The organism is Bacteroides ovatus, from assembly GCF_001314995.1.
GTDB lineage: Bacteria > Bacteroidota > Bacteroidia > Bacteroidales > Bacteroidaceae > Bacteroides > Bacteroides ovatus.
The window spans coordinates 2,231,743-2,258,330 of sequence record NZ_CP012938.1 but is presented as its reverse complement, the minus strand read 5'-3'; the positions used below and the strand labels follow the sequence as shown (position 1 = coordinate 2,258,330).

Below are 26,588 nucleotides of genomic sequence, written 5' to 3'. Positions count from 1 at the left end.
TTTGAACTCTTTGTTTGGAATTCGGATGGAATGGATATTTTTGATAAACTAAAAAACTAGACGATGATAATAAACGACTCCTTTCCCAAATTTGACCTTCCGATTGATTTTATAGCAGATGATAGTATCACTGGAGATATTTTAAACTATTACAGTAATTTCCCATGCAAAATAAAAGCCGGTGTCTTTGTACTCTGTACCGAAGGGATGGTGAAAGCTACCATTAATTTGTTGGAGGTTGTCATTCGTAAGAATGATTTTGTAATTGTCCTTCCTAATTCGTTTATTCAGATACACGAAGTTTCGTCTGATACCCGCATTTCTTTTGCCGGTTTTTCATCCGATTTTATGCTTTCCGGCAACTATGTGGAAATCCTGCTAGACTCTATGCCTATGATCTTAAATAGCCCTGTCATTTCTCTGCAAGACGATATTGCCGGCTTGTATCGAAATGTATATCTTTTGCTGATTCGTGCTTATACACTTCCACATTCATTGGAAAATAAAGACATAATACGCTCCATACTGGCTATTTTCTTACAGGGAACGAAAGAACTGTATAAACGCTATGGCAGGAAGCTTGACGAACCTTTGAGAAGAGAGCAGGAGTTGTACAGGCAGTTTATACAGCTGCTGATGGCTCATTATACCAGTGAGCATGAAGTGGCATTTTATGCAGAAAAGTGTGGAGTTACTGCAGCGCATTTCTCTAGTGCAATTCGGAGAGCAAGCGGATACAGTCCGTTGGCAATCATCACGGAGATTATTATCATGAACGCGAAAGCACAACTGAAAACCACCCGGTTGCCGGTAAAAGAAATAGCATTCTCTTTGGGCTTTAACAATCATTCCTTTTTCAATAAATACTTCCGTAAACAGGTGAAGATGACTCCGCTGGAATATCGCGAGAAATAAATCTTTGTTTGCTTAAAATTGGGCTATACATAAAAACAGGATGTTTTATACATTTTCCCTGCTTTAATTAGAACCGGTGTGAGGGCAGCAATTCAAAAGGAGCTTAAATGTTTGTTTGAAGAATGTGAAAAGGTAGCACTTTGCTGATAAATCATTCTTTTTGCACTAATCTTACGTCAGAATCGGAATAAATGAATCTCTCTTTTTCTGATGTATAGCTATTTGCCAGATCAGCAATCAGCGAAGTTAGAAGTGAAATAGCTTGGAAACGACTCTTATTTCAATCTACAAATCCTTGCTCACCGATGAACGGTAGCTTGGTCGGTGAGCAAGGAGGCGTTCCTCACCGACCAAGGATACCTTTCATTAAAAGAACGGACGTTTTCATACAATGAAAAACGGTCTGTTTATCCTTTATTTATGCATAATAAGGGGGGTGATGTGCATATTCTTGCACTAAATTAGGCATTTTATTTTCTATTTGATTCGATTCATGGCCATTGCTGAATAATAGAATCTTAAAAATAGAACAGAACTGTTTATTGCTGTAATACAGTCGATTCACCGATAAGAATCCCCCGTTCATTGATTTTTTTTCCTTTTTCTGCTTCTCTGTCATACATTTGTTACAGTATTGTAACATTTGCTACTCTAATCCCCTATGAATATGAACGAGACATGTAATGTGACCACCGCACTTTCCGCTTTCTCCTCCATTTCTTTGGAAGAGATGAGTACCATCCGTTTGATGAACCGTACCGACACAAAGTATATCGTTTCACTCTCTGCCCTGATGGACGTATTGCAACGGGCAAGTAACTGTTATCGTGTGCAGGAGGTGCAGGGAGAACGGAATATAGTTTATCACACTACCTATCTCGACACTCCCGATTACGCCATGTATCTGGCTCATCAAAACGGAAGAGTGATCCGTGAGAAAATCCGTGTAAGGACGTATGTCTCTTCCGGTCTGACTTTCCTGGAAGTGAAAAATAAGAATAATAAAGGGAGGACAGATAAAAAGCGGATCCGGGTACAAGGAGTAAACTCGTTGCGTCAGGATGGAGGAGAAGAGTTTCTTCGCAATTATGCCTGGTATGAGTTGTCTACCTTGAAACTTCTACTGGAAAATCATTTTCATCGTATTACATTGGTGAATAAGGCAATGACAGAACGGCTGACCATCGATACCGGTGTGCATTTCCATCATCTCATAACCGGAACAGAAGCTAGATTGGAAAATCTTGCCATCATAGAACTGAAGCGCGACGGGAGAACTTATTCACCCATCGGTGAAATACTGCGCGAACTGCATGTGCGGCCTTCGGGAATTAGTAAATATTGTGTGGGAACCGTACTCACAGCCGGGAACTTAAAATATAATCGGTTTAAACCCAAGTTGAGAATGGCACAGAAGATAGCAAAGAAGCAACTAATGAATATTTAATATAAAACCTGAATAATATGTTTGATGAACTAAGTGATATTACATTAATAGAAACACCATTGATGGATAGCGCAGGTTTCCTGGAATTGTTGTTGCGATTCTGCTTCAATTTACTGGTGGTATCCTGCATTATTCATCTGTTTTATTACCCCAAGAGCAAACGGCGTGATTATTATTTCACCTTTACGCTGATAAGCATCAGCATTTTCCTGATGATTTTCTTATTGGGAAGTGTCAAACTGAAAATAGGTTTTGCGCTCGGTTTATTTGCCATTTTCGGTATCATTCGCTATCGGACCGAGTCAATGCCCGTGCGTGAGATGACTTATCTTTTTGTTATCATTGCCATTTCGGTAATCAATGCTCTTGCCGTAGAAATCAGTTATGCCGAACTGGTATGTACCAACTTGCTTTTCATTGTCAGTATATGGCTTTGCGAAAGCAATCGCTGGCTGAAACATATCTCCTGTAAATTGATTCAATATGACAGGATAGAACTGATAAAACCCGAAAGAGAATTGGACTTATTGCGCGATCTCCGAGAACGGACAGGACTTGACATTGTTCGTGTGGAAGTGGGACATATCGATTTTTTACGGGATACAGCCATGCTGAAAATCTACTATGAACCGCTGAAAGATGAGATAAATACGATTGATACGTTGACCCGCTTACCTAAAGAAAATGAATAAGGAAATGGAAGATAAGTCAGGCAGAGAAAGTAAGAAGAGACTCTGGGATACAGGCAGATACCTGGTTGGTTGCCTGTTATTGTTGTGTATGGCAGGGAAGAGTTATGCACAGGGAGATGATTTCGGCGTGTGGACCAGTGCGGAAGTGAAGAAAAAGATATTCTCCGGTTTCGATGCTTCTCTGGAAGGTGAATTCCGTACAAGAGACGGATTGCAGACGGTGGAACGCTGGTCGGGTTCGGCAGGTGTTTCCTATAAGATGTTTCGTTGGCTGAAAGCATCCGCAGGATATACGTTTATTCATTATTACCATCCGATGGAAGTCACTAAAAAAGGAAACTATATCCCCGAATATTGGCAGCCGAAACATCGTGTAAACTTGTCATTAACAGGAAAGGTGGACTGGCGCCGCTTCACGTTTTCCCTTCGTGAACGGTGGCAATATACTTATCGTCCCAGTCAGTCGGTCCCCAAATTCGATGGTGATGACGGGAGTGTGAAGAATGATGAATATATCAGTGGAAAAGGAAAAAATGTGCTTCGTTCCCGTCTTCAGGTGGAATATAATATACGTAAATGTGCTTTTACGCCTTATACTTCATGTGAACTTTCATATTCGTTGAATGAGATCGGTGCTTTTGAAAAGTTGCGATGGACATTGGGGACGGAATGGAAACTAAGTAAGAAACATGCTCTCGATTTTTATTATCTGTATCAGAATAAGGCAGACGACGATGAGGCAAACGGGCATGTGATCGGTGCAGGATATTCATTTAAGTTTTAATATATAAAACGGGAAATTATGAAAAGAATAGTGTTGTTTTGGATACCGCTTTTATTGCTGTTGTTGGTGAATTGTACGACGGAATCATTCGATTTCGGCGATCAGGAAGGAATATTGGTCGAAGGTTCGGGAGGTGGAGGAAGCAGTCAGCCCAACCCGACGATTCCCGAGGGATCGGAAGACTTATTGGGATTTACAATCGCTTTTGATGAAAGTGATAGGACGACGTATGGAAGCATGTCGGAAACGGTCACTTCCGATGATGATTTTATAGAGAACTCCCAATTTGCCTCCGTGGTGACGATTACCTATAATGGAACGACTGCCACGGTAGGTAATGGAGTTTCCGGAGTGGAAGTATCTTCCAATGGGGCGCATATTGTGGTCAATTCTACGGTCAGCGGAGTAGAGTATGTGTTGAACGGGACTACTACGAACGGCTCGTTCAAGGTATACAGCGAAAAGAAATTCAAATTATCACTGGCGGGGGTGTCTATACTCAATCCGGTAGGTGCTGCCATTAATATCCAGTCTTCCAAACGTGTGTTTGTGGTATGCGCGGATGAAACAACGAATGTGTTGACAGATGGGTCTTCTTATACGGCAACTACTGATGGAGAGGATATGAAAGCCTGTCTGTTCAGTGAGGGGCAGCTCATTTTCAGTGGAGGCGGTTCACTCACAGTTACCGGAAATTATAAACATGCCATCACAAGCGATGATTATGTGCGTTTCCGTAGCGGGTGTAATATTACGGTAGTTTCGGCCAAAAAAGATGGAATCCATACCAATGAATCTGTGATTATCGGCGGCGGAATACTGAATATATCTTCAGACGGCGATGCTATTCAGTGTGAAGAGGGAGGAATTACGATGACCGGAGGCTTTGCAAAACTCTCTACAACGGATAATAAAGCGCATGGGTTGAAATCCTGTCTGGATGTGGTAATCAGTGGCGGTGCTATTCAGGCACAAGTGGCGGGAGCAGCCTCCAAAGGAATATCCTGTGATGGTAACCTGACCATCTCCGGAGGAAAGCTGACTGCATTCACTTCTCAAACCGCTCTTTATGAAGATAATGATTTAAGTTCGTGTGCAGGAATTAAATGTGACGGAAATATCCTGATTACAGGAGGGGAAATCGCTATTCAGAGTACAGGTGGAGCCGGTAAAGGTATCAACTGTGACGGTTCGATTACCATCAATGACGGCACGGTGAAAGTGATAACTACCGGTACGCAGTGTGTATATGGCAAGCTCGATTCGTCGGCAAAAGGAATCAAAGCGGACGGTGCGTTGACAATCAATGGAGGAACGGTGCTTGTGAAGGCTACCGGTGGGGAAGGCAGTGAGGGTATCGAGAGTAAAAGTGTGTTGACTGTCAATGAGGGTACAGTTGCCGTGCTTTGTTACGATGACTGTATGAATGCAAGTAACAGCATTGTTCTTAATGGTGGCAATATTTATTGTTATAGTTCCGGAAATGACGGCATTGACTCTAATGGTACGTTGACCATTACGGGGGGAGTGATCGTATCGTCGGGTACTACTTCTCCCGAAGACGGATTCGATTGCGATCAGAATACCTTTAAGATTACCGGGGGGATTGTTCTGGGTATTGGAGGAGGAACAAGTACACCTACATCAAGTGTATGTACGCAACGCACTGTGATCTATGGCGGTTCGGGAAGTAACGGAGAAATACTGAATATCCAGTCGGCCGACGGAACCAGCGTACTGACCTATCAGATTCCCCGTGCTTATTCTCAAATGACGGTATTATTCAGTAGTCCGAATCTGACCTCGGGCGGTAGTTATACTATCTCAAAAGGAGGAACGGTTTCCGGTGGTTCCGAGTTCTTCGGGTTATATTCGGGAGCCACTTATTCCGGTGGCACGCAGGCGGCAACATTTACTGCCAGTTCGATGGTGACACAAGTCGGCAGCACTTCCGGCGGTGGCCAGCCCGGTGGTGGAGGCGGTGGACATGGACCTGGTGGATGGGGATGGTAAACAGCAGTTTACCGTCGAAATCCGTTCTTTGGTCGATTCTATTTGTGATAAAACAGGTTCGGTTTTATCTTTGTTTCGATAATCAGAAGCAATGAGGCATGAAAAGACTGCGTAAACAACACGTGCTGGAGCAGAGTATTTACGGAGCTATCTGGATCGTAATATTTCTTCTTCCGCTGATAGGCGGATACTTTGCCATGAGTGGAGGACTTGAACGGGAGGAAACCCGTATGGTGATCCGCGAATCATGGTTGAGTATCCTTCCTTTTTTCGTGCTTTTCCTGTTGAATAATTATGGGCTGGTTCCCTATTTTCTTTTTAAGAAAAGGTACTGGCAATATACTGTTTCGTTGATTTTTGTAATAGGAATGATTTGTTGGCTTTCTCCGTTTCCTTCTGCCAATCATTTCCCCAAAGATTTCAAGCGAGGAGAGTTGCCTCTTCGTATGAAGGAGAACCGGAGGGACCAGATTATTAAGACGAGAGAAAAGGCGAGGGAGGAAGGGGATGTGCATTGGCATGAATCCAATCCCGAACAACGTCCTAGGGGAATGGGAGATCCAAATGGTCCCGGAAGATTTCCAAAACCGACTCCTTTTCCTTATCCTCCTTTTGTGCTCCGCTATCTTATTCATTTCATCATTGCCTTTTTGATGGTAGGGTTCAATATCGCCATCAAACTTTTCTTTAAATCTTTCCGTGATGAAGAAATGCTGAAGGAACTGGAACATCAACGTTTGCAGTCGGAACTGCAGTATTTGAAATATCAGATTAATCCTCATTTCTTCATGAATACGCTCAATAATATTCATGCGTTGGTGGATATTGATACGGGGAAAGCGAAAAGTACGATTGTGGAACTCTCTAAACTGATGCGTTATGTGCTTTATGAAGCGAGTAATAAAACGATTTTGCTTTCACGTGAGGTTCAGTTTCTTAAAAATTACATTGCCCTGATGAGTTTGCGCTATACCAACAAAGTATCTATTCAGATGGATTTTCCGGCCGAAGTGCCCGAAGTGCAGATTCCTCCTTTGCTTTTTGTCTCTTTTGTGGAAAATGCTTTTAAGCATGGAGTCAGTTATCGGAGCGAGTCTTTTATTCATGTCTTGATGCAGTTGGATGAGGGCAACCGGCTTTCATTCCGTTGTTCCAACAGCAATAATGGTTCGGCTGACGAACAGCATCATGGCATCGGACTCGAGAATATCCGTAAGCGGTTGAGGCTTTTATTTGGCAATGATTATACGCTTTCCATTACCGAAGAGGAACATAAATTTGATGTCTTACTTATTATACCTTTATTAGAATGAAATGTATAGCAATAGATGATGAGCCGTTAGCATTGACGCAGTTGTCGGATTATATATCCCAGGTACCTTTTTTGTCTTTGGTAAAGTCATGCCAGGATGCGTTCGAGGCAATGAAGATATTGTCCGAAGAGGAGGTTGATTTGATCTTTGTGGATATTAATATGCCCGATTTGAACGGATTGGATTTCATACGTTCTTTGGTGAACCGTCCGTTGGTGATTTTCACTACTGCTTATTCTGAATATGCGGTAGAGGGTTTCAAACTGGATGCCGTAGATTATCTGCTGAAACCGTTTGAGTTCCAGGATTTATTGAAAGCGGCGGATAAAGCCCGCAGGCAATTTGAATATCGTTTGTTGGAACAACAGGGTGAAATAGGAAATGCTTCGCAGATAAAAGGAGATTCATTATTCGTGAAGAGCGATTACAGAGTGGTTCGCATCGATGTGAAGAATATCCGCTATATTGAGGGGATGAGTGAGTATGTGCGTATCTTTGTGGAAGGAGAGGACAAGCCTGTAATAACGCTTGCCAGCCTCCAGAAAATGGAAGAACGGCTTCCCACGCATTTCATGCGGGTCCACCGTTCTTATATTGTCAATCTTCGCAAGATTACCGAAGTTTCCCGTCTTCGCATTATCTTTGATAAGAATACTTATATTCCTGTCGGTGATAATTATAAGGAGAAATTTACGGAATACATTGGGAAATTAAGCCTTTCTTAAATAATTATTTAATTCCCAGTTTTTTGGCAATTTCTTTAGGAAGTGCATCTTTATGCACCAGGATATTCATTGTCTTGTAGGCAACGAATGCTTTGGAAGCATACCAGATACCATCATATTTGCCTGATTTACCCCAAGAGTTTTTCACCATGAAGTATTCTTTTCCGTTCTGGTCTTTAGCGATACCATAGATTACCATTCCGTGGTCGTCTGTTGTTTCCCAGTTGTCAAAAGCAACTTGACGCATTTCCTGGGTAATATCCTTTTCAGGGAAAGGTTTGGTGAATAGTTCTCTGCGTTTGTCGGCGGCAGTCAATCCTGTCCAACGGGCCATGTCTGAACCGGACAGTTCAGATTCTTTGGCTGCATCTGGCATTACGGCGATACCGTCACGTGAGAATCCTTGTTCGCTGACATCGCTACCCCATGCAAAGGTATAGCCTTTCTTTACAGCATTGTCCATAACAGCCATCAGTTCTTCGATAGGCAGGTTGTAAGACAGACCATTACGCCAGTTATCCTGAATTTCGATGGCGAATTGAGAATAGAACGGATGGTGTGTATAAGAAGTCAGTGATACATAGTCGTTATAGTTCAATCCCAGTGATTCGGCAAAAGTTTTTGGAGTATATTCTTTGCCTTTGTAGGTGAACTTCTCCGGACATGCTCCTAGGTAAGTGTCATAAATGGCACTTAGTCCGTTTTTCCATACCGGAGTCAGTTTGCTTAATTTACCTTTTGCAATCGCATTGATATAACCGGAAGCAACAGCATCCAGCTCATTATGTACCGGCAGCGTATCACCATACATAATACCCGGCATCACTTCTTGCGGAACGATACCATAATTCTTGATGCAATACATTACATCATAAAAACTTCCACCCGGAGAGAAAGAACTGTCACCGTGATAACGTACATAGTTTACTCCGCGATCCTGCATCGTTTTGTGTACAACAAACATTTCAGACAGGTCGTATTCACCTTTACCTAAACGAAGTAGTTCTGATTCAACAAATCCGAGAGTTGAGAAACTCCAGCAAGTACTCGAACGATTTTGGTTCTTGATAGAAGTTATCGGATTTTCTTTCACTGTCGTGAAAACAAAACCTTCTTCAGGTTTTGCATCTTGTGCCATAACACTTAGGCTGAACAGGCCTAAAGCAGCAATAAGGATTGTCTTTTTCATTCCTATGAAATTAATATTAAATTGTTTTGGCTACAAATATAGGAAAGTTTCACCACAGAGTAACACAGAGTTTCACAAAGTTTTCTCTTTTTTCAAATGGACAGCTATCTTAATGACTTCCGTTTAATGACATTTTATTGTATCTTGGCGCGGTAAGTTCGCTCGGAGAAAGTAATATTCAGGAACAGGGAAAGGCTGTTTTCTTTTTGCATACCGTTAGGAATTTTCATCTGGCCTTTATATTTCAATCCGATAGAAAGGACGTTGTTATTGCGCAATCCGAAGTTAAGTCCGGTACTGACGTAATATTCGGTTGCCTTTTTCTTTTGAATGACGATATAGGAATTATTAATACCTGTTCCCAATAGGATGCTGACCGGATTACGATAGACATTGCCCAATGTATATCTTCCACCGACTGATAACCGGTGTTGATTCTCAAAACTGACATTGGATTGGGAAGATTGCATCCGGCTCCAGTCCACATATTTGTAGTCGATGGTTGCCATCCAACGTAGAGTGTTGTAGGAAGCTCCGAGCCCAAAGAATTGAGGAAGACATTGGCGATAGCGTTTCAGGCTTTTTTCAATATCATCTCCTCCCGAACTGCTACTAACGTATAAGTTATTATCCTGCTTAAAATCCTGCGAGTAACCATATACGGCACCGGCAACGAAAGAACGTTCGCGGTCTATAGCCCATTTATACTGTACACCGAAATCCGCATAAAAAGTATGTTTGTAGGAGCTGGTTTCTTCTGTGGCAGTACCTTGCGTCTCCGTTTGTGTGATGGTCCCCGTCACATAAGAAAGATTGGTGCCGACAGAAAATCTTTTTCCGAAAAGGTAAGCCGTGCTGATACCCATCTTAGAAAGTCCTCCTTCACCCTGAAAGAGAGAAGAGATAGTACCTCCATTGGTGCCTGCCACTCCTTCATCCAGCGTGATGGCATATCCCACACTGCTGACGGGAACCATGAAAATTGCTCCATACCAGCGTGGCATAATCCGGCAGCCGATACTTAGGTTATTCAGATTTCCGGTGATGGAACGGTTACTTGCTCCTCGTTGCGAATAAATCTGGTATGCTCCCATGATACCGGCATCGATCTGGAAGCGTTGTTCGGTCAACTCTGTGAGTGAAGCCGGATTGGCATTGTTAAGGAAATTATTTCCTCGCAATGCAATGCCTGTGCCGCCCAGTCCGGCATATTGCCCGCCTTCCCCGGTAGAAAGTTCTCCTAGTCCGAACATGGAAGTAGGGGAGTTCGTTGTATTTTGTGCAATAACTATAGAGACAGGAGTATAGAATGCCAGAAGGCAAAACAAAATCTTTTTCATTGTTGATAAGTTTTGTAAAGTATGATAAGTTTGGTATTCTTTTTATTGGCGGTATGTTCTCCGTCGCCGAAAATAACGCCTTGAAGTGTGGTATAGAACAAGTTGTCCGGAAGAAATAATTGTAGTTTCTGACGATCATATCCGGTAGTTCCCAGGTTTGTTTGCAGGAAAGAGGTGATGTCAAAAGAGTAATAAGTCTCCTCATAAGACATCTCGTCGACTACTAGATTTCCGCTTTGTACGGAACTCCCGGTGAGGTCGGTGATTACACTTTGCGTCACATTTTCATTGTTGGCGGTGTAGAGAGCCAGGCTTTTGGGCAACGGGTACATGCCGTCATAAGTTCCTTTTACCGGATATAACTGTAACGTTGCGCTCTCGATAGTCACAAGCTCTCCTTTTTCGCAGAGATTATTTAAATGTGGGAAGTCGATGGTGACATACATACCTGTCATTCCCTGCAGGTAGACCTGATGCTCGCTTTTTCCGGAAGAGTATTCATTGCCGTCCCCACTTTGCAGGTTGGCTATCGGGATGTTTGAGCGGTCTTGTTCTATTTTGTTGTAAGTCAGCGTGTTGCTTGTATTGAAAACCAGTGTTTTTTCGTTCAGTGTTTCCGTAATCTGGTGATAGTAGACCGTGATGCACATACTGGAGTCGTTGACTTGAAATCCGCTGATACAAGCGTCATTTGCATCGGGTATAAAAGCAATTCCCTTGAAATAATCATGGAAGAAATCCTGGGATTGCACCCATCGGCCATCATTCAGCATCAAGTTGAACCATTCTTCTCCCCATGCATCCGGCAATCGTATTTCCAGTTCTTCGCTCGGTGAGCCCGGAGTAGGACGAAAGTCGAAAGATGCCAGTGGAGTTTCGTTGTAATAGGCAGTAGTAGTGTTGTATAGGTACCCTCTATCGTCCAGTTCTATATTCTTTGTCAGTTCATGCAGATGAATGCGTTGGGTTTTTAGTGTATCTCCCAGGTAATTGCCCGAAGAATACAGGCGTATGGTGATCGAGTCGAACTCATATTGGATGTTTTCATCAAAAGAATAGGAAGGTACTTCATACTCTGCGTAAAAAGAGGCGGTAATTTTCCCCCATAAGTTGTCGTCACGGTATCCTATCTGGCAAACCGTATCTCCCGAAGTGGCTATGGAGTCGCTTAATACTGTACTAAGTAATACCGTACAAGTATCCATCTGTTCGTTGAGGAATGAACTTTGTACCCATTTCGCTCCTATGGACGATGAATCGTCTACACAAGCGAAAAAAGAAAGAGATATAAAGAATGAAAAAAGTAGTATGATTGACTTCATGTAGTAAAATGAAATTGGTTTTGTACCGGCAAAAGAAGAGGTTTTAAATAGTCCTCCAAAAAACTATCGACTAAATCTCTGTATTTGTCGACCTGAATTTTGTTGGTAGATAGAATGTCTTTATTTGTCGATAGTTTTTTTATGCGTGCCCGTTGCCGCCTACATTTGCGGTTGTAATCAACGACATATTTATGAATACGAAAATGAATAAATTACTTTGCATGATGGTGGTGCTGCTTTCATTGGCGGCATGTACGGATGATACTGAATATACGGCAGGTGTGTGGTATCGCCGTTCTGATTTTGATGGTGTGGCGCGTACGGACGCAGCTGGTTTTACGATTGGTAACGTAGGGTACCTCTGCACCGGATACCGGGGGAGTACCAAAGACCGTTTGAAAGATTGCTGGGCGTATGACATCGAGGCTAATTCGTGGACACAGTGTACATCAATGCCCGATGCGGCTCCTGCCCGAAATGCGGCTACAGGTTTTGCAGTAGGTACCAAAGGATATATTGCTACCGGTTACGATGCGACAAAAAAGGATTATCTGAATGATTGCTGGCAGTATGATCCTGCCACAAATTCCTGGAAGGAGATGGCTTCTATCCCGGATGGAACTGATGGGACTAATATCTATGGTAAACGGTATTATGCACTTTCTTTCGGCATTGGTCAGTATGGGTATCTGGGTACAGGTTACAACGATAATTATCAAAAGGATTTCTGGAAGTTCGACCCGTCGGTGGGAGATAAAGGAGAATGGACAGCCATGAGTGGATTTGGCGGACAGAAGAGAATGGGCGGTATGGCCTTCGTCATAGATGATATAGCTTATATCTGCGGCGGTGAAAATAACGGTTCGGATGTGACGGATTTCTGGTGTTTTAATCCGGCAACGGGTACTTGGAAAGAATTGCGCGAACTTTACGATAAGAGTGATGATGATTATGACGACGATTACACTTCTATCGTCCGTTCTTATGCTTGTGCTTTCGTGATCGACGGTAAAGGATACATTGCTGCGGGGCAGACTGCTGGTGGTAGTTATCGTTCCAATTATTGGATTTACGACCCTCTGACAGACCTCTGGGATGGGGAAGATTTGACAGATTTCGAAGGAAGTACACGCTCGAAAGCCGTATGCTTTTCTACTGGAAAACGGGGAATTATAGCTACGGGAGGAGCTTCTACTTATTATTACGATGATACTTGGGAGTTGAAGCCTTATGAATATGAAGAGAAATAAAAAAATAATAGGTATTAGTTGCTTTGTCTTGCTGCTTTTAGTGGGAATCATGTATGTGTATGTGCATCCGGTAAATAGATACCGTTTGGAAGTGACCCGGGTTGGAGGTAGTGGGTACGGCTATAAAATTTATGAGAGAGAGCGTTTGATAATTGTTCAACCTTTTATCCCGGTTGTTTCCGGGAAAAGAGCTTTTCAATCGGAACAGGATGCCCGATGTATAGGAAACTTAGTGCTGGAGCGAGTGAAAGCCGGGGATGAATTTGCCATATCAAAGGACGACTTGGATAATTTAGGAGTTGTTTATTAATGCCACCTTATTGGCACAATCATGCCACCTTACTGGCACGACTGTGTCAATGTGGTGGCACTGTTGTGCCAATACGATGGCACAAGGTAAAGCATTAAGTACAGATTATTTTTTCTCTTCTTCTTTGGATGCTACTACATAATCTTCTTTGATAAACTCATCATACACACGCTTGGGATGATCGAATGGTGCGGTTCCATTCTTTTGTTCATTGAAGTTTTCCCGGCGGAATTGTTTCAGTTTCAGGTTATCTTCCGCATACTCTCTCAATTTCCTATGCTCATTTCCGTAGAGCGAACTTTCGGTCACATCAGAATTGAGTAGGTTTTCTTTAGGAGTAATAGTAGGTAGGAGCACTTGTTCCAACAGACCACGATAGGCACCGTTATATTCGCACCATACGATATCGTTGGTTACAAATATACGATAGGAGTACTTTGACCATGCGGTTTTGATTTCAATAGATGTAGCATAAATTTCAATGGTAGCTTCTGAACCATACGCTTGGTCACGGATCACAACGGTCGTCCGACCGCTCAGTTCTTCCTTCACGGAAGTTTGCCACTTATCAGAGTGTAAGATTTCTTCGATAATTTCCGGCAAATTTTCTTTAATCTCAAACTGTATTCTCATGGTGCTTGCCTGCGGGCAGGACTTTTTTGATTTTTTCCTCCTTAAACAATTAAGCTAGCCTAAAGTTACATAGATTGAAGCAAAAAAACAAGATTTTATTTGAGAATTTGTTATTTTCGCCAAACTATCTGCCTTTTTCGTTTGTTTTTACCATAAATATGCACAAATCGTAAAAATAAAGTTTATGCGGAACAGGGCCCGGAAGAATTATGTCATTTATGTACTGATGTTACTCCTGTTTGGAGGGTTGATTTATGTTGCTATTGAAGAGGGTGACCGGTTTTCGCACTATGCGGTAAATGCGCAGAACATGGTACAGGGGAATCCATTCACTATGTTTCTCCAGTTTATACAGGATAATCTTCATCATCCGCTCACTACCTTGTTGATTCAGATTATAGCCGTACTGCTGATGGTGCGTCTTTTTGGCTATTTGTTCAGTCTGATCGGGCAACCGGGAGTGATTGGAGAGATTGTTGCCGGTATTGTGTTAGGACCTTCCGTACTCGGCTTTTTCTTTCCGGATGCTTTTCATTTCCTTTTTCCGGCACACTCGCTTACCAATCTTGAACTGTTGAGTCAGGTGGGACTGATCCTTTTTATGTTTGTCATCGGTATGGAGCTGGATTTCAGTGTACTGAAAAATAAAATCAATGAAACGCTGGTGATTAGCCATGCCGGAATCCTAGTACCCTTCTTCCTGGGTATCTTGTCTTCTTACTGGGTGTACGAAGAATATGCAGCTGCCCAAACTCCGTTTCTTCCATTTGCCTTGTTTATAGGTATTTCTATGAGTATCACCGCTTTTCCGGTATTGGCACGCATCATTCAGGAGCGGAATATGACGAAGACCCCTTTAGGAACGCTGACCATTGCTTCCGCTGCCAATGATGATGTGACAGCCTGGTGTCTGTTGGCTGTGGTGATTGCTATCTCCAAAGCAGGAAGTTTTGCCGGCGCACTTTATTCAGTGGGGCTGGCAGTTGTCTATATTGCGGTCATGTTTTTGGTCGTTCGCCCATTTCTGAAGAAAGTGGGAGAAGTATATGCCAACCGGGAAGCAATCAATAAAACATTTGTGGCATTTATTCTGCTCATTCTTATTATTTCCTCTTGTCTGACCGAAATTATTGGTATTCATGCACTGTTCGGAGCCTTTATGGCAGGGGTAGTGATGCCGTCCAATCTGGGTTTCCGAAAGGTGATGATGGAGAAGGTGGAAGATATTTCATTAGTCTTCTTTTTACCTCTGTTCTTTGCCTTTACCGGATTACGTACGGAAATCGGTTTGATAAACAGTCCGGAGTTGTGGATGGTATGTTTACTGTTGGTGACGGTTGCTGTTGTCGGCAAACTGGGTGGATGTGCCATTGCCGCCCGTTTGGTGGGTGAGTCGTGGAAGGATAGTTTGACGATAGGGACATTGATGAATACACGGGGATTAATGGAGCTTGTCGCTTTGAATATCGGTTATGAAATGGGAGTTCTTCCTCCCTCTATATTCGTAATTTTGGTCATTATGGCGCTAGTTACGACCTTTATGACTACTCCTTTGCTTCATTTGGTGGAACATATTTTCGTACGTCGGGAAGAAAAATTATCTTTGAAGCACAAATTGATATTTTGTTTCGGGCGTCCGGAATCCGGGCGTGTGTTGCTGTCCATTTATGATTTGTTATTTGGGAAGCAGTTGAAGAAAAATCATTTGATTGCAGCACACTATACGGTGGGTACGGATCTGAATCCGTTGAATGCCGAACATTATGCCAGCGAGAGTTTTGCTTTGCTCAATCAACAGGCAGCGAAATTAAATATCCAAGTAGATAACCATTATCGGGTGACAGACAAACTTGTACAGGAAATCATCCACTTTGTCCGTAACGAACATCCTGATATGCTGCTTTTGGGAGCCGGGAGTCATTATCGTTCGGATATGCCGGGAACTCCGGGAGCAATTTTATGGTTAACGCTCTTCCGGGATAAGATTGATGAGATTATGGAGCAGGTGAAGTGTCCGGTGGCCGTATTTGTCAATCGTCAGTATCGGGAAGGCACGACGGTCAGTTTCGTACTTGGCGGAATGATTGATCTGTTTCTTTTTTCCTATTTGGATAAGATGTTGCAGAACGGACATTCGGTACGTCTTTTTCTTTTTGATACGGACGATGAAGAGTTCCGTGGACGCATTGACGATTTGCAGGTGCGTTATCCGGAACAAACGATGATAGTGTGGTTTGAGGGAGTAGAAGATTTAGTGACTGAAGAGAAAGACGGATTATTGATAATGAGCCATCTTTCTTATACGAAATTATCCGAGGATGAGGCTGTGATGCGTGAATTGTCATCTTTGCTGGTAATCCGCCGGAATAAGAATACGGGAGATAAAAATGAAGGACTTGAAAATTGATGAATCTACAGGATTAGTGTTGGAAGGCGGGGGAATGCGTGGAGTATTCACCTGCGGTGTGCTTGATTATTTTATGGATCACGATATCCGGTTTCCCTATGCGATAGGAGTGTCTGCCGGTGCGTGCAACGGGTTGTCGTATGCATCACGGCAGCGGGGACGTGCCAAGTACAGCAACATTGACTTGTTGGAGAAGTATGATTATATCGGTCTGAAACATTTGCTCAAAAAACGTAATATACTGGACTTTGATCTATTATTCAATGAGTTCCCCGAACATATTCTTCCTTACGATTATGAAACATATTTTGCTTCACCGGAGCGTTTTGTGATGGTGACTACGAATTGCATCACGGGAGAAGCCAACTATTTCGAAGAGAAAAAAGACAGTCGCAGGGTGATTGATATTGTCCGCGCATCCAGCAGTCTCCCTTTTGTATGTCCTATTACTTATGTAGACGGGGTTCCCATGCTCGATGGAGGAATTGTAGATTCCATACCTTTGCAAAGAGCCATTAAGGATGGCTGCACGAGAAATGTTGTGGTACTCACCCGTAACCGGGGGTATCGGAAAGATTCGAAAGACATTCGTATCCCTTCGTTTGTATATCGGAAATATCCGAAGTTGCGCGAAGCGTTAAGTCGGCGGTGTGCTGTTTATAATGAGCAGTTGGAAATGGTAGAGCGCATGGAGGATGAAGGACAGATTATCGTTATTCGCCCGTTAAAACCTGTAGCCGTAGACCGCATCGAGAAAGATGTGCAAAAGCTGACAGAGTTTTATCAGGAAGGGTACGAATGTGCGAGAGCCTTACTTGAAGAATAAACAAGTCTCCATAGTTGAACAACAGACAGGCTCTCCATGCTTTTTTGTTTTTCTTGAATGTCAGATAGGATAATTGGACGTGTTCCCTTTTCATTTTGAATGGGTATATTGTTCGGCAGCCTTTTTTAGTTTCCTACCCATCAATTCTACCAGAGTCTTCGGATAAAGAACTTGTATTCCCTCGGCATATCCGAAGAATACTCGTTCTAACTCATGGTTGATGACGACTTCAATTTCCAGTATGACACTTCCGTCAGCCAATCTTTCCACCACTTGCTGGCTGCGGTGTATAGGCTTGGTTATGATGTAAGGTGCTTCGGCAGCGGCTACCTTGAAACCGATTTTCTCCGCTACGCTTCCGGAGTTTTTAGTGACTCCTACCAGATCATCGAAGAACGTGTTCGGATCGAAGAACGTATTTTTTATGTAATGTTCTTGTGGCAGAACTTCCAATGATTGTATTCTGTCCAAAGCTAAATTTTGCAAGATCCGTCCGTTTCCTCTGACACCATAAACGAACCACCGGTTACGATACTCTTTTAATAGATAAGGATAAAAAATAAAGTTGTTGGCCGAACGTGCCTTGAATGAACGATATTTGAGCTGTATCGGATGCTCGTTTACAATCGCGTGATAGATCGTATCCAGATAATCCAGTCCTTTCAATGATTCATTCTTTTCAAAGTCAATGACAGGAGTGGTTTTCATCCGGGCAGAAGCGACATGGTCTTCCAGGCGGTTGATAATATCACTCATTTCCGTGAAATAGGAGAAACCTTTAAACTGCCTCAACACTTCCACGGCTTCCGACATCGTTTTCAGGTCTTGTTCGTTCAGCGGAGTTTGTGTAATGCTGTATTCCGGATCTTCGTATTTATAGTATTTATTTTCGTACACCACAATCGGAGCGTTATAACCCAGCTTCTCGCTGCGCATCATCTGTATATCCATCTGTACCGTACGTTTGCTTATGCCTTTATCGATGCCTTCGTATTCATAAAGGGCATCCGAGCAAGCATCTACCAAATCTTCCAACGTCCAGCGTCGATAAGGATTACGCAGACAGTTATCAATTGTTTTATAACGGATTAAGGCATTTCTATTTGCTGGCATAAGTAGAAGAATAAAGATTGGCTTCAAAAGTAGAAAAATAAATTCAGGAAAACAAAGAGGTTGCAGGTCTTTATTCTTGGATGATAAAAGAAAATTCTTAGGATTTGTATCAAATTTGATACCCTTTGAAACAAAGTTTATAGACGAAGGCGAAGATACCCCCTATCTTTGCCTTCGTCTATTTTGGATTAAAAGCTTGTATAAACTAGGAATACTTTGTTGCCATGAAAACAAACCCTTGGATGAAACTATGTAAAGGTGCAATACTTGCATTGGCAGTCTCTTACGGACTGACTTATTGCCACACCACTAAAAGCAAGTTGACCTTGGAACAGAAAGGGGATAGCCTGACTGTCATCCACATTACCAATCCGACTAATTATATATTGCTTCCTATAGAAGAGGAAGCTGCGGAAAGTCAGGTTCTGCTTGATACCGGAGAGGCTGCGGATACCGATATGGGTATTCGTCTGGCACAGACTCAAGTGGACTATTTCGTACCATTTGCCTTGCCTGTCGGAGCGAAGACAGCCACCGTGCGTATTCGTAATAAATCAAAGGAGGCACTTTGCTGGAAAGAAATCAAGTTATCTGATACATTTGATACTACCAATACAGAAAAGTTCCGTCCTGTTTATCATCATACTCCTCTCTATGGCTGGATGAATGATGCCAACGGATTGGTGTATAAAGATGGAGAATATCATTTGTATTTTCAATATAATCCTTACGGCTCTAAATGGGGAAATATGCATTGGGGACATTCTGTCAGTAAGGACCTTGTACATTGGGAACATTTGGCCCCAGCTATTGCCCGTGATACATTGGGACATATCTTTTCCGGCAGCTCTATTGTCGATCAGGAGAATATAGCGGGTTACGGAGCAGGGAGTATCCTGGCTTTTTATACTTCTGCCAGTGACAAAAACGGGCAGATCCAATGTCTTGCTTTTAGCAAGGATAACGGACGGACATTTACTAAATACGAGAAGAACCCCATCTTGTGCCCTGCTGATGGTTTGAAAGATTTTCGTGATCCGAAAGTGTTTCGGTATGAACCGGAAGATAAATGGGTGATGATTGTCTCCGCCGATAAAGAAATGCGTTTCTATGACTCTAAGAATCTGAAGGACTGGAACTATATGAGCAGCTTCGGAGAAGGATACGGAGTGCAACCTTGTCAATTTGAATGTCCGGACATGGTGGAACTTCCGGTGGATGGAGATCTGAACCGTAAGAAATGGGCATTGATAGTGAACGTCAATCCGGGATGTTATTTCGGAGGAAGTGCCACTCAATACTTTACAGGAGACTTTGATGGAAAGAAATTCAGTTGTGACAATCAGCCAAATGTCACCAAATGGTTGGATTGGGGCAAAGATCACTATGCTACCGTTTGTTTCTCAAACACTGGAGAACGGACGATTGCTGTTCCTTGGATGAGTAACTGGCAATATTGTAATATTGTCCCGACAAAGCAATTTCGTAGTGCTAACGCTTTGCCGCGTGAGTTAAGCCTTTATACACAAGATGGTGAAATTTATCTTTCAGCAGCTCCGGTACTGGAGATAAAGACTCTGCGAAAAGAAAAGAAAGAGACTCCGGCATTTACGGTTGCCAATGATTATCATATTGATTCTTTATTGGCTGATAATGATGGTGCTTATGAACTGGCATTGGAAATTACCGCCGGGGAAGCGGAGATTATGGGATTCAGCCTCTTTAATGATAAAGGTGAAAAGGTGGATATCTACTTCAATCTTCCGGAAAAGAGATTGGTTATGGACCGGACGAAAAGTGGTATCGTGGATTTCGGAAAGAAGAGTGTACCTCATGAAATAGAGGTTCACGACCGTAGAAAGACGACTTCCATCAATTATATAGATGATTTCGCATTAGCTACCTGGGCACCGATAAAGAAAGAGAATAAATATACGTTGGATGTCTTTGTTGATAAATGTTCTGTAGAAATATTCCTGAATGGAGGAAAGGTAGCAATGACTAATCTTATCTTTCCATCGGCACCATACAACCGTATGTGTTTTTATAGCAAAGGAGGTTCATTTCAAGTAGATTCATTCAATGCGTATCGGTTGGGTTTATAATAGAAATAGAAGTTACACAATAGATGTTTGCATAGATTCAGTAAAAGCAACAAGTATTGATTGCTTTTTAAGGACTCATAGGTTAGATTTATAAGTTAGGTTTTGTAGATTAGAATTAGGTATTTGGTAGCTGTCAGATGTGAAATCCGGCAGCTACTTTTATTCATCAATTATTCATCAATTTCAATTGTATATCCTCCTTGGAATATCTCTTTCGGTTGTAAGTGCTGCATCCAGTCCTTATCTTTATATTCACCAGTATAATGTGCGCGGTCGCAACGTCCGTACCAAGGTTCGATGCAGACGAAAGGAGCATTCTTTGCAGGTGGAGACCAAAGACCGACTACCGGAGCGTTAAAATGTAAACTAAGATAAGCTTGTTTCTCCTTATTATATAAGGTAACTTTACGAACCTGTTCATTTTCCAGTATCAAAGCATCTTTATCAAAGGTATGCGTGTCCAGTGGTAATAATCCGTCTGTTAGTTCTAAGGAATATTCAGTAGAAGGATCAGCGCATCCTTTTTCTGAAATGAGAATATATTTCAAACCGTTTTCCTTGTCAAATCCGAAGAACCCTCTTTCAGAATTGCTTGCATCGAACTCCGGCCAATAGAAAGCTGGATGTGCCCCAATCTGAAAGTACATTTCCTTGTTGGCGGTATTCTTTACTTCCCACATAACTTCAATTTGCTTTCCCTGAATGCGATAGCCTATTTCCAGACAGAATGGAAAAGGGTATTTCTGCAAAGTCTCTTCATTGCTGACAAGACGGTAACGCACTTCATCCTCTTTTTCAGTAACAAGTGTGAACTCCATATCACGGGCAAAACCATGTTGAGTAAGTGTATAAGGAATCCCCTCGTTACGATACTCATTTTCCCATACGCTCCCAACAATGGGGAATAGGACAGGAGAGTGACGTTTCCAAAAAGCAGGATCGGCTTGCCACAGATATTCTTTTCCATTGGCGACGATACTGCAGAGTTCAGCTCCGTGAGGAGATACTTGAATCGTGAGTTGTTTGTTGGAGATTGTTTTCATATCGTTGATTTTTTCAGTTGACTACAACCAGTAGTTAACTCTATTTTTAAGTTCTTATCACCTGCAAAGGTAATATTTTCCATACTTACTGGAGAATAGATATTCTATAATTCTTCTATTTCGAAGAATAATGTATAAAACCCTATAAAATAGCGTTCTATGCAACAAATGTTATAGCCTTTGAAACATTTTTTTCAGTCGTTTGATATAAATCAACCGTAATTTGCATCATCGATATAGTAAAATTCGTACTTTTAATTTAATAACATCAAACTAATGCTTAGTATTATGAAGAACAAAAAACTTCTTTGTAGCGTTTGTTTCCTGTTTACTTTCATGTCAGTCCTTTGGGGGCAAAACATAACAGTGAAAGGAAACGTTACTTCAAAGACTGATGGTCAACCAATTATTGGTGCTTCCGTAGTGCAAAATGATTCTAAATCAACTGGAACTATCACAGATTTGGATGGTAACTTTACTCTTAGTGTACCAACGAATGCATTATTGGCAATTTCTTATATAGGATATAAAGAAGTAATTATTGCCGCTAAACCTTCATTGAAGATAGTGATGGAAGAGGATGCTAAGATGATTGACGAAGTGGTTGTGACAGGTTATATGGCTGAAAAGAAAGCCAGTCTGACAGGTTCGGTAGCTGTAGTGAAGATGAAAGAGGTGGCTGACATACCTACTGGTAATGTGATGTCAGGTTTGCAGGGACGTGTAGCCGGTATGAACGTAACAACTGATGGTAAACCCGGAGGTGGTAACACAGATACTAAGTTACGTGGTATTACTACCATCAACAATTCTTCTCCTCTTTATGTAATAGACGGTGTTCAGACACATGATAATGTGGCTTCTATTATCTCATCCAATGATGTTGAATCCATTCAGGTGTTGAAAGATGCAGCTTCGGCTGCCATTTATGGTGCGCAAGCTGCCAATGGTGTCATTATTATCACCACAAAACGTGCTAAGGAAGGCGATGTAAAAGTAAGTTTTGATATGTCGCTCACTGCCCAGACTTTTACTGGTGGTATTGATATGCTTGACGCTTACCAATGGGGTGATGTGTATTGGCAGGCTTATAAAAATACTTTTGGAACCAATCCCAATAGTGTAGTATATGGAAATGGAGAAAAGGCCCAACTGCAAGAATATTATTTTGACCAGAATGGAGTGAAAATAAAGTCGGGCAACACTGATTGGGCAAAGGAAATATTTGGTACGGCTTTAATGCAAAATTATAATCTTTCTCTTTCTAAAGGGTTTAAGGATGGGAATGTGGCTCTTACCTTAAATTATATGAATCAGGATGGTCTTTGCCGTAATACAGACTACGAACGTTTTAATTCGCGTTTAGCCTCTAATTTTCGCTTTGTAGATGGTAAAGTGCGTGTGGGTGAAAGTATTTCGGTGAATCACTGGTTGGAGCATCTTAATCCTGCCGGTATAGAAGAATTGGTTATTGCCCAGCATCCGGCCATTCCTGTGTATGATGAAAATGGAGGGTATGCCGGTGGCTATGTGGATATATTGGGGGATAAGCCGAATGCCATTCGCTTGACAGACAATGAAGCCAATAATCGTCACAAAAGTTGGCGTATCTTTGGCAATGTTTATTTGGAAGTGGAACCCATTAAAAATCTAGTGTTGAAGAGTCAATTTGGTTTGAACTATACTACCGGTTTCAACTCAACTTTCGTCCCCAAATGGAGTGAAGCCGATCGTAAGGTAGATGTAAATGAACTGACCGTACGACAAGATAATAGCGTGCAATGGGTATGGTCGAACACTGCCAATTATAGTATAGACTTTGGGAAGAACAATATCAGTGCAGTGATAGGAACTGAAGCTAAGAAAGAGAATGGTGAACATTTACAGGGATATGGTCGCGGATTGGTGATAGAAGATCTCGATTATCGTTACTTAGACACTGTAACTGAAGGAAAAAGTGTGAGTAACAATGCTTCTACCTATGCTATGGTCTCTTACTTTGGTAAGGTGAACTATGCGTTTGATGATAAATACCTTATATCAGGAACAGTGCGTCGTGATGCTTCTTCACGTTTCGGTAAAGGGAATAATTCTGCTATCTTTCCTTCAGTATCTGCCGGTTGGAGAGTATCGCGTGAAAAATTTATGGAATGTACGCAAAACTGGCTTTCAGATCTTAAATTGCGTGCATCGTGGGGGATCAATGGTAATGATCAGATTGATAACAATGCTACTTACAACCTCTATTACACTAACATGTCCAATGGCTCATACAATTTCAATGGGGATGGTACAACGGTATTGCCCGGAGTACAGAAAGACCGTTCGGGTAACAACGACCTGAAATGGGAAGAGACCAAACAACTGAACTTTGGTATTGATGCTGCTTTCTTTGACAACCGTTTGGGACTGACACTGGATTATTTTCAAAAAAAGACTACTGGTATGTTAATCCAGAAACCTTATATAGGAGTGATCGGTGAAGGTGGATATAAATGGTACAATGCTGCCAGTATGGATAATAGCGGTGTGGAAGCAACCTTTACTTGGCGAGATGAAATAAAGGATTTCAAGTATGATATTTCGTTCAACCTTTCCTATTATAAAAATGAAATTACCGAACTTCCGGATGTAATCAAATATACTTGGGGAGGTGGTAATGGTGTGGACAAAACTATTGTAGGTCAACCTTACGGATCATGGATGTCCTATAAAGCTGATGGTGTATTCAAAACAAAACAGGAGGTATATGAATACCTAAGCAAATATGATGTACAGATTGGTGCTCCCGGCGTAGGACGTATTCGCTACAAAGACCTTAACGGTGATAACATTATCAATACTGCTGATATGGATTGGCAAGGGAGTGACCAACCTAGATTTATTGGTGGATTGAACATCGGTGCATCTTACAAAGGATTTGACCTTTCTGTATTCTTCAATGGTATGATTCGCGATGCATGGAACAATTCCAAGTTTTATACCGACCTTTTTCAAGGTTGGACAGGTAATCACTCTGTACGTTTGATGGATGCAATGCATGCTTGGAATGCTTATGAGCAAACGGGAGTTTATAATTGTGATATCCCTGCATTGACTGTAGTTGATAATAATGTAGAAACACGCAGTTCCACTTTCTTTATTGAAGATGGTTCTTATGTGAAGTTGAAAACTCTAACTGTGGGTTATACTTTCCCGGATAAGTGGATTAAGAAAGCGCATCTTTCCAATTTGCGTTTGTATCTGCAAGCACAGAACGTTTTTACGCTGACTAATTATACGGGTGCCGACCCGGAAGGATTGGGCTATCCATATCCCCAACCTCGTACCTATACATTCGGTCTATCACTTGGTTTTTAATTTTTATCCTAAATACAGAACATTATGAAATTGAAATATATCTTTGCAGTAGGTGTGATGGCACTATTGGCAAGTTGCGATGAGAGTCGTTTTCTAGATATTAAACCTCAGGGTACACTCAATGACGATTTGTTATCATCGGCCGATGGTGTAGAGCTTTTGGTTACTTCAGCTTATGCAGGATTGAAAGGTCCTAATCGTGATATGCACTGGGTGCCGATGACCAATTGGACGTATGGTGAAGTACGTTCGGATAATGCCTACAAAGGTGGTGGCGGTGTAAATGATGGAGACTTTTGTACGCTGCTTGAAACCTTTAAAATAGATGCTACATGGGGCAATGCCGACGAAAAATGGTTTCAACTTTATTGTTGCTTGCAACGTTGTAACAGCGCATTGCGGGTAATGAATACGCTTGATGAGAACGCTTTGCCGATGATTAAAAGTCGTAAAGCCGAAATGAAAGTGATTCGTGCACACTTCTTCTTTGAACTGGTTCGCCTTTTCAAGCAAGTACCTTATTTTGATGAGAATGTGGAAAATGATGACTATAAGTACATTCCCAACAATCAGTTTACCCGTGAAGAACTTCTGGGTAAAATAGCACAAGAATTTCTTGATGCTGCTAACGATTTGCCTGATACTCAATCTCAAGTAGGGCGTGTCACTAAGAACATTGCTTATGCTTATGCTGCCAAAGCTAGACTTTATCAGGCTTACCGACAAGATGATAATAACCAAGTGGTTGCTATTGATAAACAATTGTTAGCTGAAGTGGTGACTCTTTGCGACAAAGTAGGTGCGCAAGGAAAGGCATATACTCTTTTGAACGATTTTCAGAAACTTGATCAATTGGAATATGAAAATGGGGTAGAGTCTGTGTTTGCTGTACAATATTCGATGGATGATGAAACCGATGGTGCCGGGAATATAAACTGGAGTAATCTGTTGAATGCTCCTAAAGGTCCTTATGGTGGCGACGGATTTTTCTTACCCAGTCAGAACTTGATCAATGCCTATAAGACAGATAACTATGGATTGCCTTTGTTTGATACTTTCAACGCCGATGACTATGGAATATACGAAGGAAGTGAGCTCACCAACATTGATGCAACTGTGGATCCTCGTTTGGATTTCGTTACCGGTCGTCCTGGTATCACTTGGAAAACATATACCGTTGAGCCTTGTAAAGCAAACTGGATACGTAACAGCGGTGAATATGGCTTTAATTGTACAAAGCGCTTCTACATCTCGCCTGAAAGTGAAGATATGTTCCAAGGTTGGCCTTGGGGAGCTTCTCATCTCAACTGGCAGATAATTCGCTATGCTGATGTGTTGTTATGGAAGGCTGAAGCCTTGATAGAGATTGGCGAAGCTACCGGACTGGAAGAGGCTCGCAAAATTATTAACCGTATTCGTCTGCGTGCCAAAAATAGTCCTTATGTAAAAGACTTTGAACATTCCGAACAGGATGCAGCTAATTATCTGATAGGCGAATATCCTGCTGAGGGCTGGAGTCAGGACTTTGCCCGCAAGGCATTACGTTGGGAACGCCGTATGGAGTTTGCTATGGAAGGTGACCGTTTCTTCGACTTGGTACGTTGGGGGATTGCTGCGGAAACCATGAACAGCTACATTAGTGTGGAGCAGAATAAGCGCGTTTATTATCGTGGTGCTCGCTTTGTTCGTGGCAGAGATGAATATTTGCCTATTCCCAATGCACAATATAACTTCTCTGAAGGCAATTATGTGCAGAATCCCGGATACGGTAAGTTTAACTAGTATAAATTCCTTAAATATA

The 26,588-nt window shown here is 42.0% G+C and carries 20 protein-coding genes; 14 read left to right on the top strand and 6 right to left on the bottom strand.

The annotated features are described in order from the left end of the window. Positions 1-63 precede the first annotated feature (63 nt). The 7 genes from Bovatus_RS09010 to Bovatus_RS08975 all read left to right on the top strand — a co-directional run bounded on the left by Bovatus_RS09010 (position 64) and on the right by Bovatus_RS08975 (position 7,889). A complete protein-coding gene (locus tag Bovatus_RS09010; protein ID WP_004301017.1) occupies positions 64-915 on the top strand; it encodes a helix-turn-helix domain-containing protein in 852 nt (283 codons plus the stop codon). A gap of 667 nt (positions 916-1,582) precedes the next feature. Then, positions 1,583-2,362, top strand: a complete 780-nt coding sequence (locus Bovatus_RS09000) for a polyphosphate polymerase domain-containing protein (RefSeq protein ID WP_004307130.1) — start codon at positions 1,583-1,585, stop codon at positions 2,360-2,362. A 17-nt stretch (positions 2,363-2,379) separates the two neighbouring features. Beyond that, entirely contained in the window at positions 2,380-3,054 is a 675-nt protein-coding gene (locus Bovatus_RS08995; RefSeq protein ID WP_004301013.1) for a DUF4956 domain-containing protein, read from the top strand. Positions 3,055-3,058: 4 nt separating this feature from the next. Further along, positions 3,059-3,838, top strand: a complete 780-nt coding sequence (locus Bovatus_RS08990; protein WP_004307129.1) for a DUF2490 domain-containing protein — start codon at positions 3,059-3,061, stop codon at positions 3,836-3,838. Between the two features lie 18 nt (positions 3,839-3,856). Then, positions 3,857-5,851 (top strand): carbohydrate-binding domain-containing protein, encoded by a 1,995-nt coding sequence (locus Bovatus_RS08985; RefSeq protein WP_004301011.1) that lies wholly within the window; start codon positions 3,857-3,859, stop codon positions 5,849-5,851. Between the two features lie 98 nt (positions 5,852-5,949). After that, complete coding sequence (locus tag Bovatus_RS08980) at positions 5,950-7,164, top strand: sensor histidine kinase (RefSeq protein WP_004301009.1); 1,215 nt, start codon at positions 5,950-5,952, stop codon at positions 7,162-7,164. Next, a complete protein-coding gene (locus tag Bovatus_RS08975; RefSeq protein WP_004301008.1) occupies positions 7,161-7,889 on the top strand; it encodes a LytR/AlgR family response regulator transcription factor in 729 nt (242 codons plus the stop codon). The genes Bovatus_RS08980 and Bovatus_RS08975 overlap by 4 nt, the downstream gene beginning before the upstream one ends. Positions 7,890-7,893: 4 nt before the next feature. On the opposite strand, the gene Bovatus_RS08970 is transcribed toward Bovatus_RS08975, so the two are convergent. The 3 genes from Bovatus_RS08970 to Bovatus_RS08960 form a co-directional block, all read right to left on the bottom strand. Beyond that, complete coding sequence (locus tag Bovatus_RS08970) at positions 7,894-9,078, bottom strand: C1 family peptidase (protein ID WP_004301007.1); 1,185 nt, start codon at positions 9,076-9,078, stop codon at positions 7,894-7,896. Positions 9,079-9,212: 134 nt separating this feature from the next. Continuing rightward, positions 9,213-10,418, bottom strand: coding sequence for a hypothetical protein (locus tag Bovatus_RS08965; protein WP_004301006.1), 1,206 nt, complete (start codon positions 10,416-10,418; stop codon positions 9,213-9,215). Beyond that, positions 10,415-11,740 (bottom strand): DUF4270 family protein, encoded by a 1,326-nt coding sequence (locus Bovatus_RS08960; protein WP_004301005.1) that lies wholly within the window; start codon positions 11,738-11,740, stop codon positions 10,415-10,417. Before Bovatus_RS08960 ends, Bovatus_RS08965 begins: the two co-directional genes overlap by 4 nt. A gap of 191 nt (positions 11,741-11,931) precedes the next feature. Here Bovatus_RS08960 and Bovatus_RS08955 point away from each other — a divergent pair, with 191 nt between their 5' ends. Continuing rightward, complete coding sequence (locus Bovatus_RS08955) at positions 11,932-12,990, top strand: Kelch repeat-containing protein (RefSeq protein ID WP_004301004.1); 1,059 nt, start codon at positions 11,932-11,934, stop codon at positions 12,988-12,990. Further along, positions 12,971-13,300 (top strand): DUF4907 domain-containing protein, encoded by a 330-nt coding sequence (locus tag Bovatus_RS08950; protein WP_004301003.1) that lies wholly within the window; start codon positions 12,971-12,973, stop codon positions 13,298-13,300. Before Bovatus_RS08955 ends, Bovatus_RS08950 begins: the two co-directional genes overlap by 20 nt. 105 nt (positions 13,301-13,405) lie before the next feature. Here the strand turns inward: Bovatus_RS08950 and Bovatus_RS08945 are convergent, their stop codons facing one another. Next, positions 13,406-13,933 carry a hypothetical protein gene (locus Bovatus_RS08945; protein ID WP_004301002.1) on the bottom strand — a complete coding sequence of 176 codons (528 nt, stop codon included), beginning with the start codon at positions 13,931-13,933 and terminating at the stop codon, positions 13,406-13,408. 184 nt (positions 13,934-14,117) lie between these two features. Here Bovatus_RS08945 and Bovatus_RS08940 point away from each other — a divergent pair, with 184 nt between their 5' ends. Then, on the top strand, positions 14,118-16,340 hold the full coding sequence (locus Bovatus_RS08940) for a cation:proton antiporter (RefSeq protein ID WP_004301001.1): 2,223 nt from the start codon (positions 14,118-14,120) through the stop codon (positions 16,338-16,340). Beyond that, entirely contained in the window at positions 16,321-17,166 is an 846-nt protein-coding gene (locus Bovatus_RS08935) for a patatin-like phospholipase family protein (RefSeq protein ID WP_004301000.1), read from the top strand. The genes Bovatus_RS08940 and Bovatus_RS08935 overlap by 20 nt, the downstream gene beginning before the upstream one ends. Before the next feature lie 90 nt (positions 17,167-17,256). Here the strand turns inward: Bovatus_RS08935 and Bovatus_RS08930 are convergent, their stop codons facing one another. Further along, the gene (locus Bovatus_RS08930; RefSeq protein ID WP_004300999.1) at positions 17,257-18,279 is read right to left on the bottom strand and encodes a helix-turn-helix transcriptional regulator; all 1,023 of its coding nucleotides are present in this window, start codon (positions 18,277-18,279) and stop codon (positions 17,257-17,259) included. Positions 18,280-18,503: 224 nt separating this feature from the next. Between Bovatus_RS08930 and Bovatus_RS08925 the strand changes: the two genes are divergently transcribed. Then, on the top strand, positions 18,504-20,384 hold the full coding sequence (locus Bovatus_RS08925; protein ID WP_004300998.1) for a DUF4980 domain-containing protein: 1,881 nt from the start codon (positions 18,504-18,506) through the stop codon (positions 20,382-20,384). A 170-nt stretch (positions 20,385-20,554) separates the two neighbouring features. On the opposite strand, the gene Bovatus_RS08920 is transcribed toward Bovatus_RS08925, so the two are convergent. After that, positions 20,555-21,427 carry an aldose 1-epimerase family protein gene (locus Bovatus_RS08920; protein ID WP_004300997.1) on the bottom strand — a complete coding sequence of 291 codons (873 nt, stop codon included), beginning with the start codon at positions 21,425-21,427 and terminating at the stop codon, positions 20,555-20,557. Positions 21,428-21,703: 276 nt separating this feature from the next. Between Bovatus_RS08920 and Bovatus_RS08915 the strand changes: the two genes are divergently transcribed. Continuing rightward, complete coding sequence (locus tag Bovatus_RS08915) at positions 21,704-24,787, top strand: SusC/RagA family TonB-linked outer membrane protein (protein WP_004300996.1); 3,084 nt, start codon at positions 21,704-21,706, stop codon at positions 24,785-24,787. A gap of 24 nt (positions 24,788-24,811) precedes the next feature. Continuing rightward, a complete protein-coding gene (locus Bovatus_RS08910; protein ID WP_004300995.1) occupies positions 24,812-26,569 on the top strand; it encodes a RagB/SusD family nutrient uptake outer membrane protein in 1,758 nt (585 codons plus the stop codon). The last annotated feature ends 19 nt before the right edge of the window (positions 26,570-26,588 follow it).

Excerpts from the sequence above, each read along its gene's own strand:
- Bovatus_RS08965 (WP_004301006.1), bottom strand. The coding sequence starts at position 10,418 with ATGAAAAAGATTTTGTTTTGCCTTCTGGCATTCTATACTCCTGTCTCT.
- Bovatus_RS09000 (WP_004307130.1), top strand. The coding sequence starts at position 1,583 with ATGAACGAGACATGTAATGTGACCACCGCACTTTCCGCTTTCTCCTCC.
- Bovatus_RS08985 (WP_004301011.1), top strand. The coding sequence starts at position 3,857 with ATGAAAAGAATAGTGTTGTTTTGGATACCGCTTTTATTGCTGTTGTTG.
- Bovatus_RS08925 (WP_004300998.1), top strand. The coding sequence starts at position 18,504 with ATGAAAACAAACCCTTGGATGAAACTATGTAAAGGTGCAATACTTGCA.
- Bovatus_RS08975 (WP_004301008.1), top strand. The coding sequence starts at position 7,161 with ATGAAATGTATAGCAATAGATGATGAGCCGTTAGCATTGACGCAGTTG.
- Bovatus_RS08960 (WP_004301005.1), bottom strand. The coding sequence starts at position 11,740 with ATGAAGTCAATCATACTACTTTTTTCATTCTTTATATCTCTTTCTTTT.
- Bovatus_RS08920 (WP_004300997.1), bottom strand. The coding sequence starts at position 21,427 with ATGAAAACAATCTCCAACAAACAACTCACGATTCAAGTATCTCCTCAC.
- Bovatus_RS08950 (WP_004301003.1), top strand. The coding sequence starts at position 12,971 with ATGAATATGAAGAGAAATAAAAAAATAATAGGTATTAGTTGCTTTGTC.
- Bovatus_RS09010 (WP_004301017.1), top strand. The coding sequence starts at position 64 with ATGATAATAAACGACTCCTTTCCCAAATTTGACCTTCCGATTGATTTT.
- Bovatus_RS08955 (WP_004301004.1), top strand. The coding sequence starts at position 11,932 with ATGAATACGAAAATGAATAAATTACTTTGCATGATGGTGGTGCTGCTT.
- Bovatus_RS08930 (WP_004300999.1), bottom strand. The coding sequence starts at position 18,279 with ATGCCAGCAAATAGAAATGCCTTAATCCGTTATAAAACAATTGATAAC.
- Bovatus_RS08970 (WP_004301007.1), bottom strand. The coding sequence starts at position 9,078 with ATGAAAAAGACAATCCTTATTGCTGCTTTAGGCCTGTTCAGCCTAAGT.
- Bovatus_RS08935 (WP_004301000.1), top strand. The coding sequence starts at position 16,321 with ATGAAGGACTTGAAAATTGATGAATCTACAGGATTAGTGTTGGAAGGC.
- Bovatus_RS08990 (WP_004307129.1), top strand. The coding sequence starts at position 3,059 with ATGGAAGATAAGTCAGGCAGAGAAAGTAAGAAGAGACTCTGGGATACA.
- Bovatus_RS08945 (WP_004301002.1), bottom strand. The coding sequence starts at position 13,933 with ATGAGAATACAGTTTGAGATTAAAGAAAATTTGCCGGAAATTATCGAA.
- Bovatus_RS08980 (WP_004301009.1), top strand. The coding sequence starts at position 5,950 with ATGAAAAGACTGCGTAAACAACACGTGCTGGAGCAGAGTATTTACGGA.
- Bovatus_RS08915 (WP_004300996.1), top strand. The coding sequence starts at position 21,704 with ATGCTTAGTATTATGAAGAACAAAAAACTTCTTTGTAGCGTTTGTTTC.
- Bovatus_RS08995 (WP_004301013.1), top strand. The coding sequence starts at position 2,380 with ATGTTTGATGAACTAAGTGATATTACATTAATAGAAACACCATTGATG.
- Bovatus_RS08910 (WP_004300995.1), top strand. The coding sequence starts at position 24,812 with ATGAAATTGAAATATATCTTTGCAGTAGGTGTGATGGCACTATTGGCA.
- Bovatus_RS08940 (WP_004301001.1), top strand. The coding sequence starts at position 14,118 with ATGCGGAACAGGGCCCGGAAGAATTATGTCATTTATGTACTGATGTTA.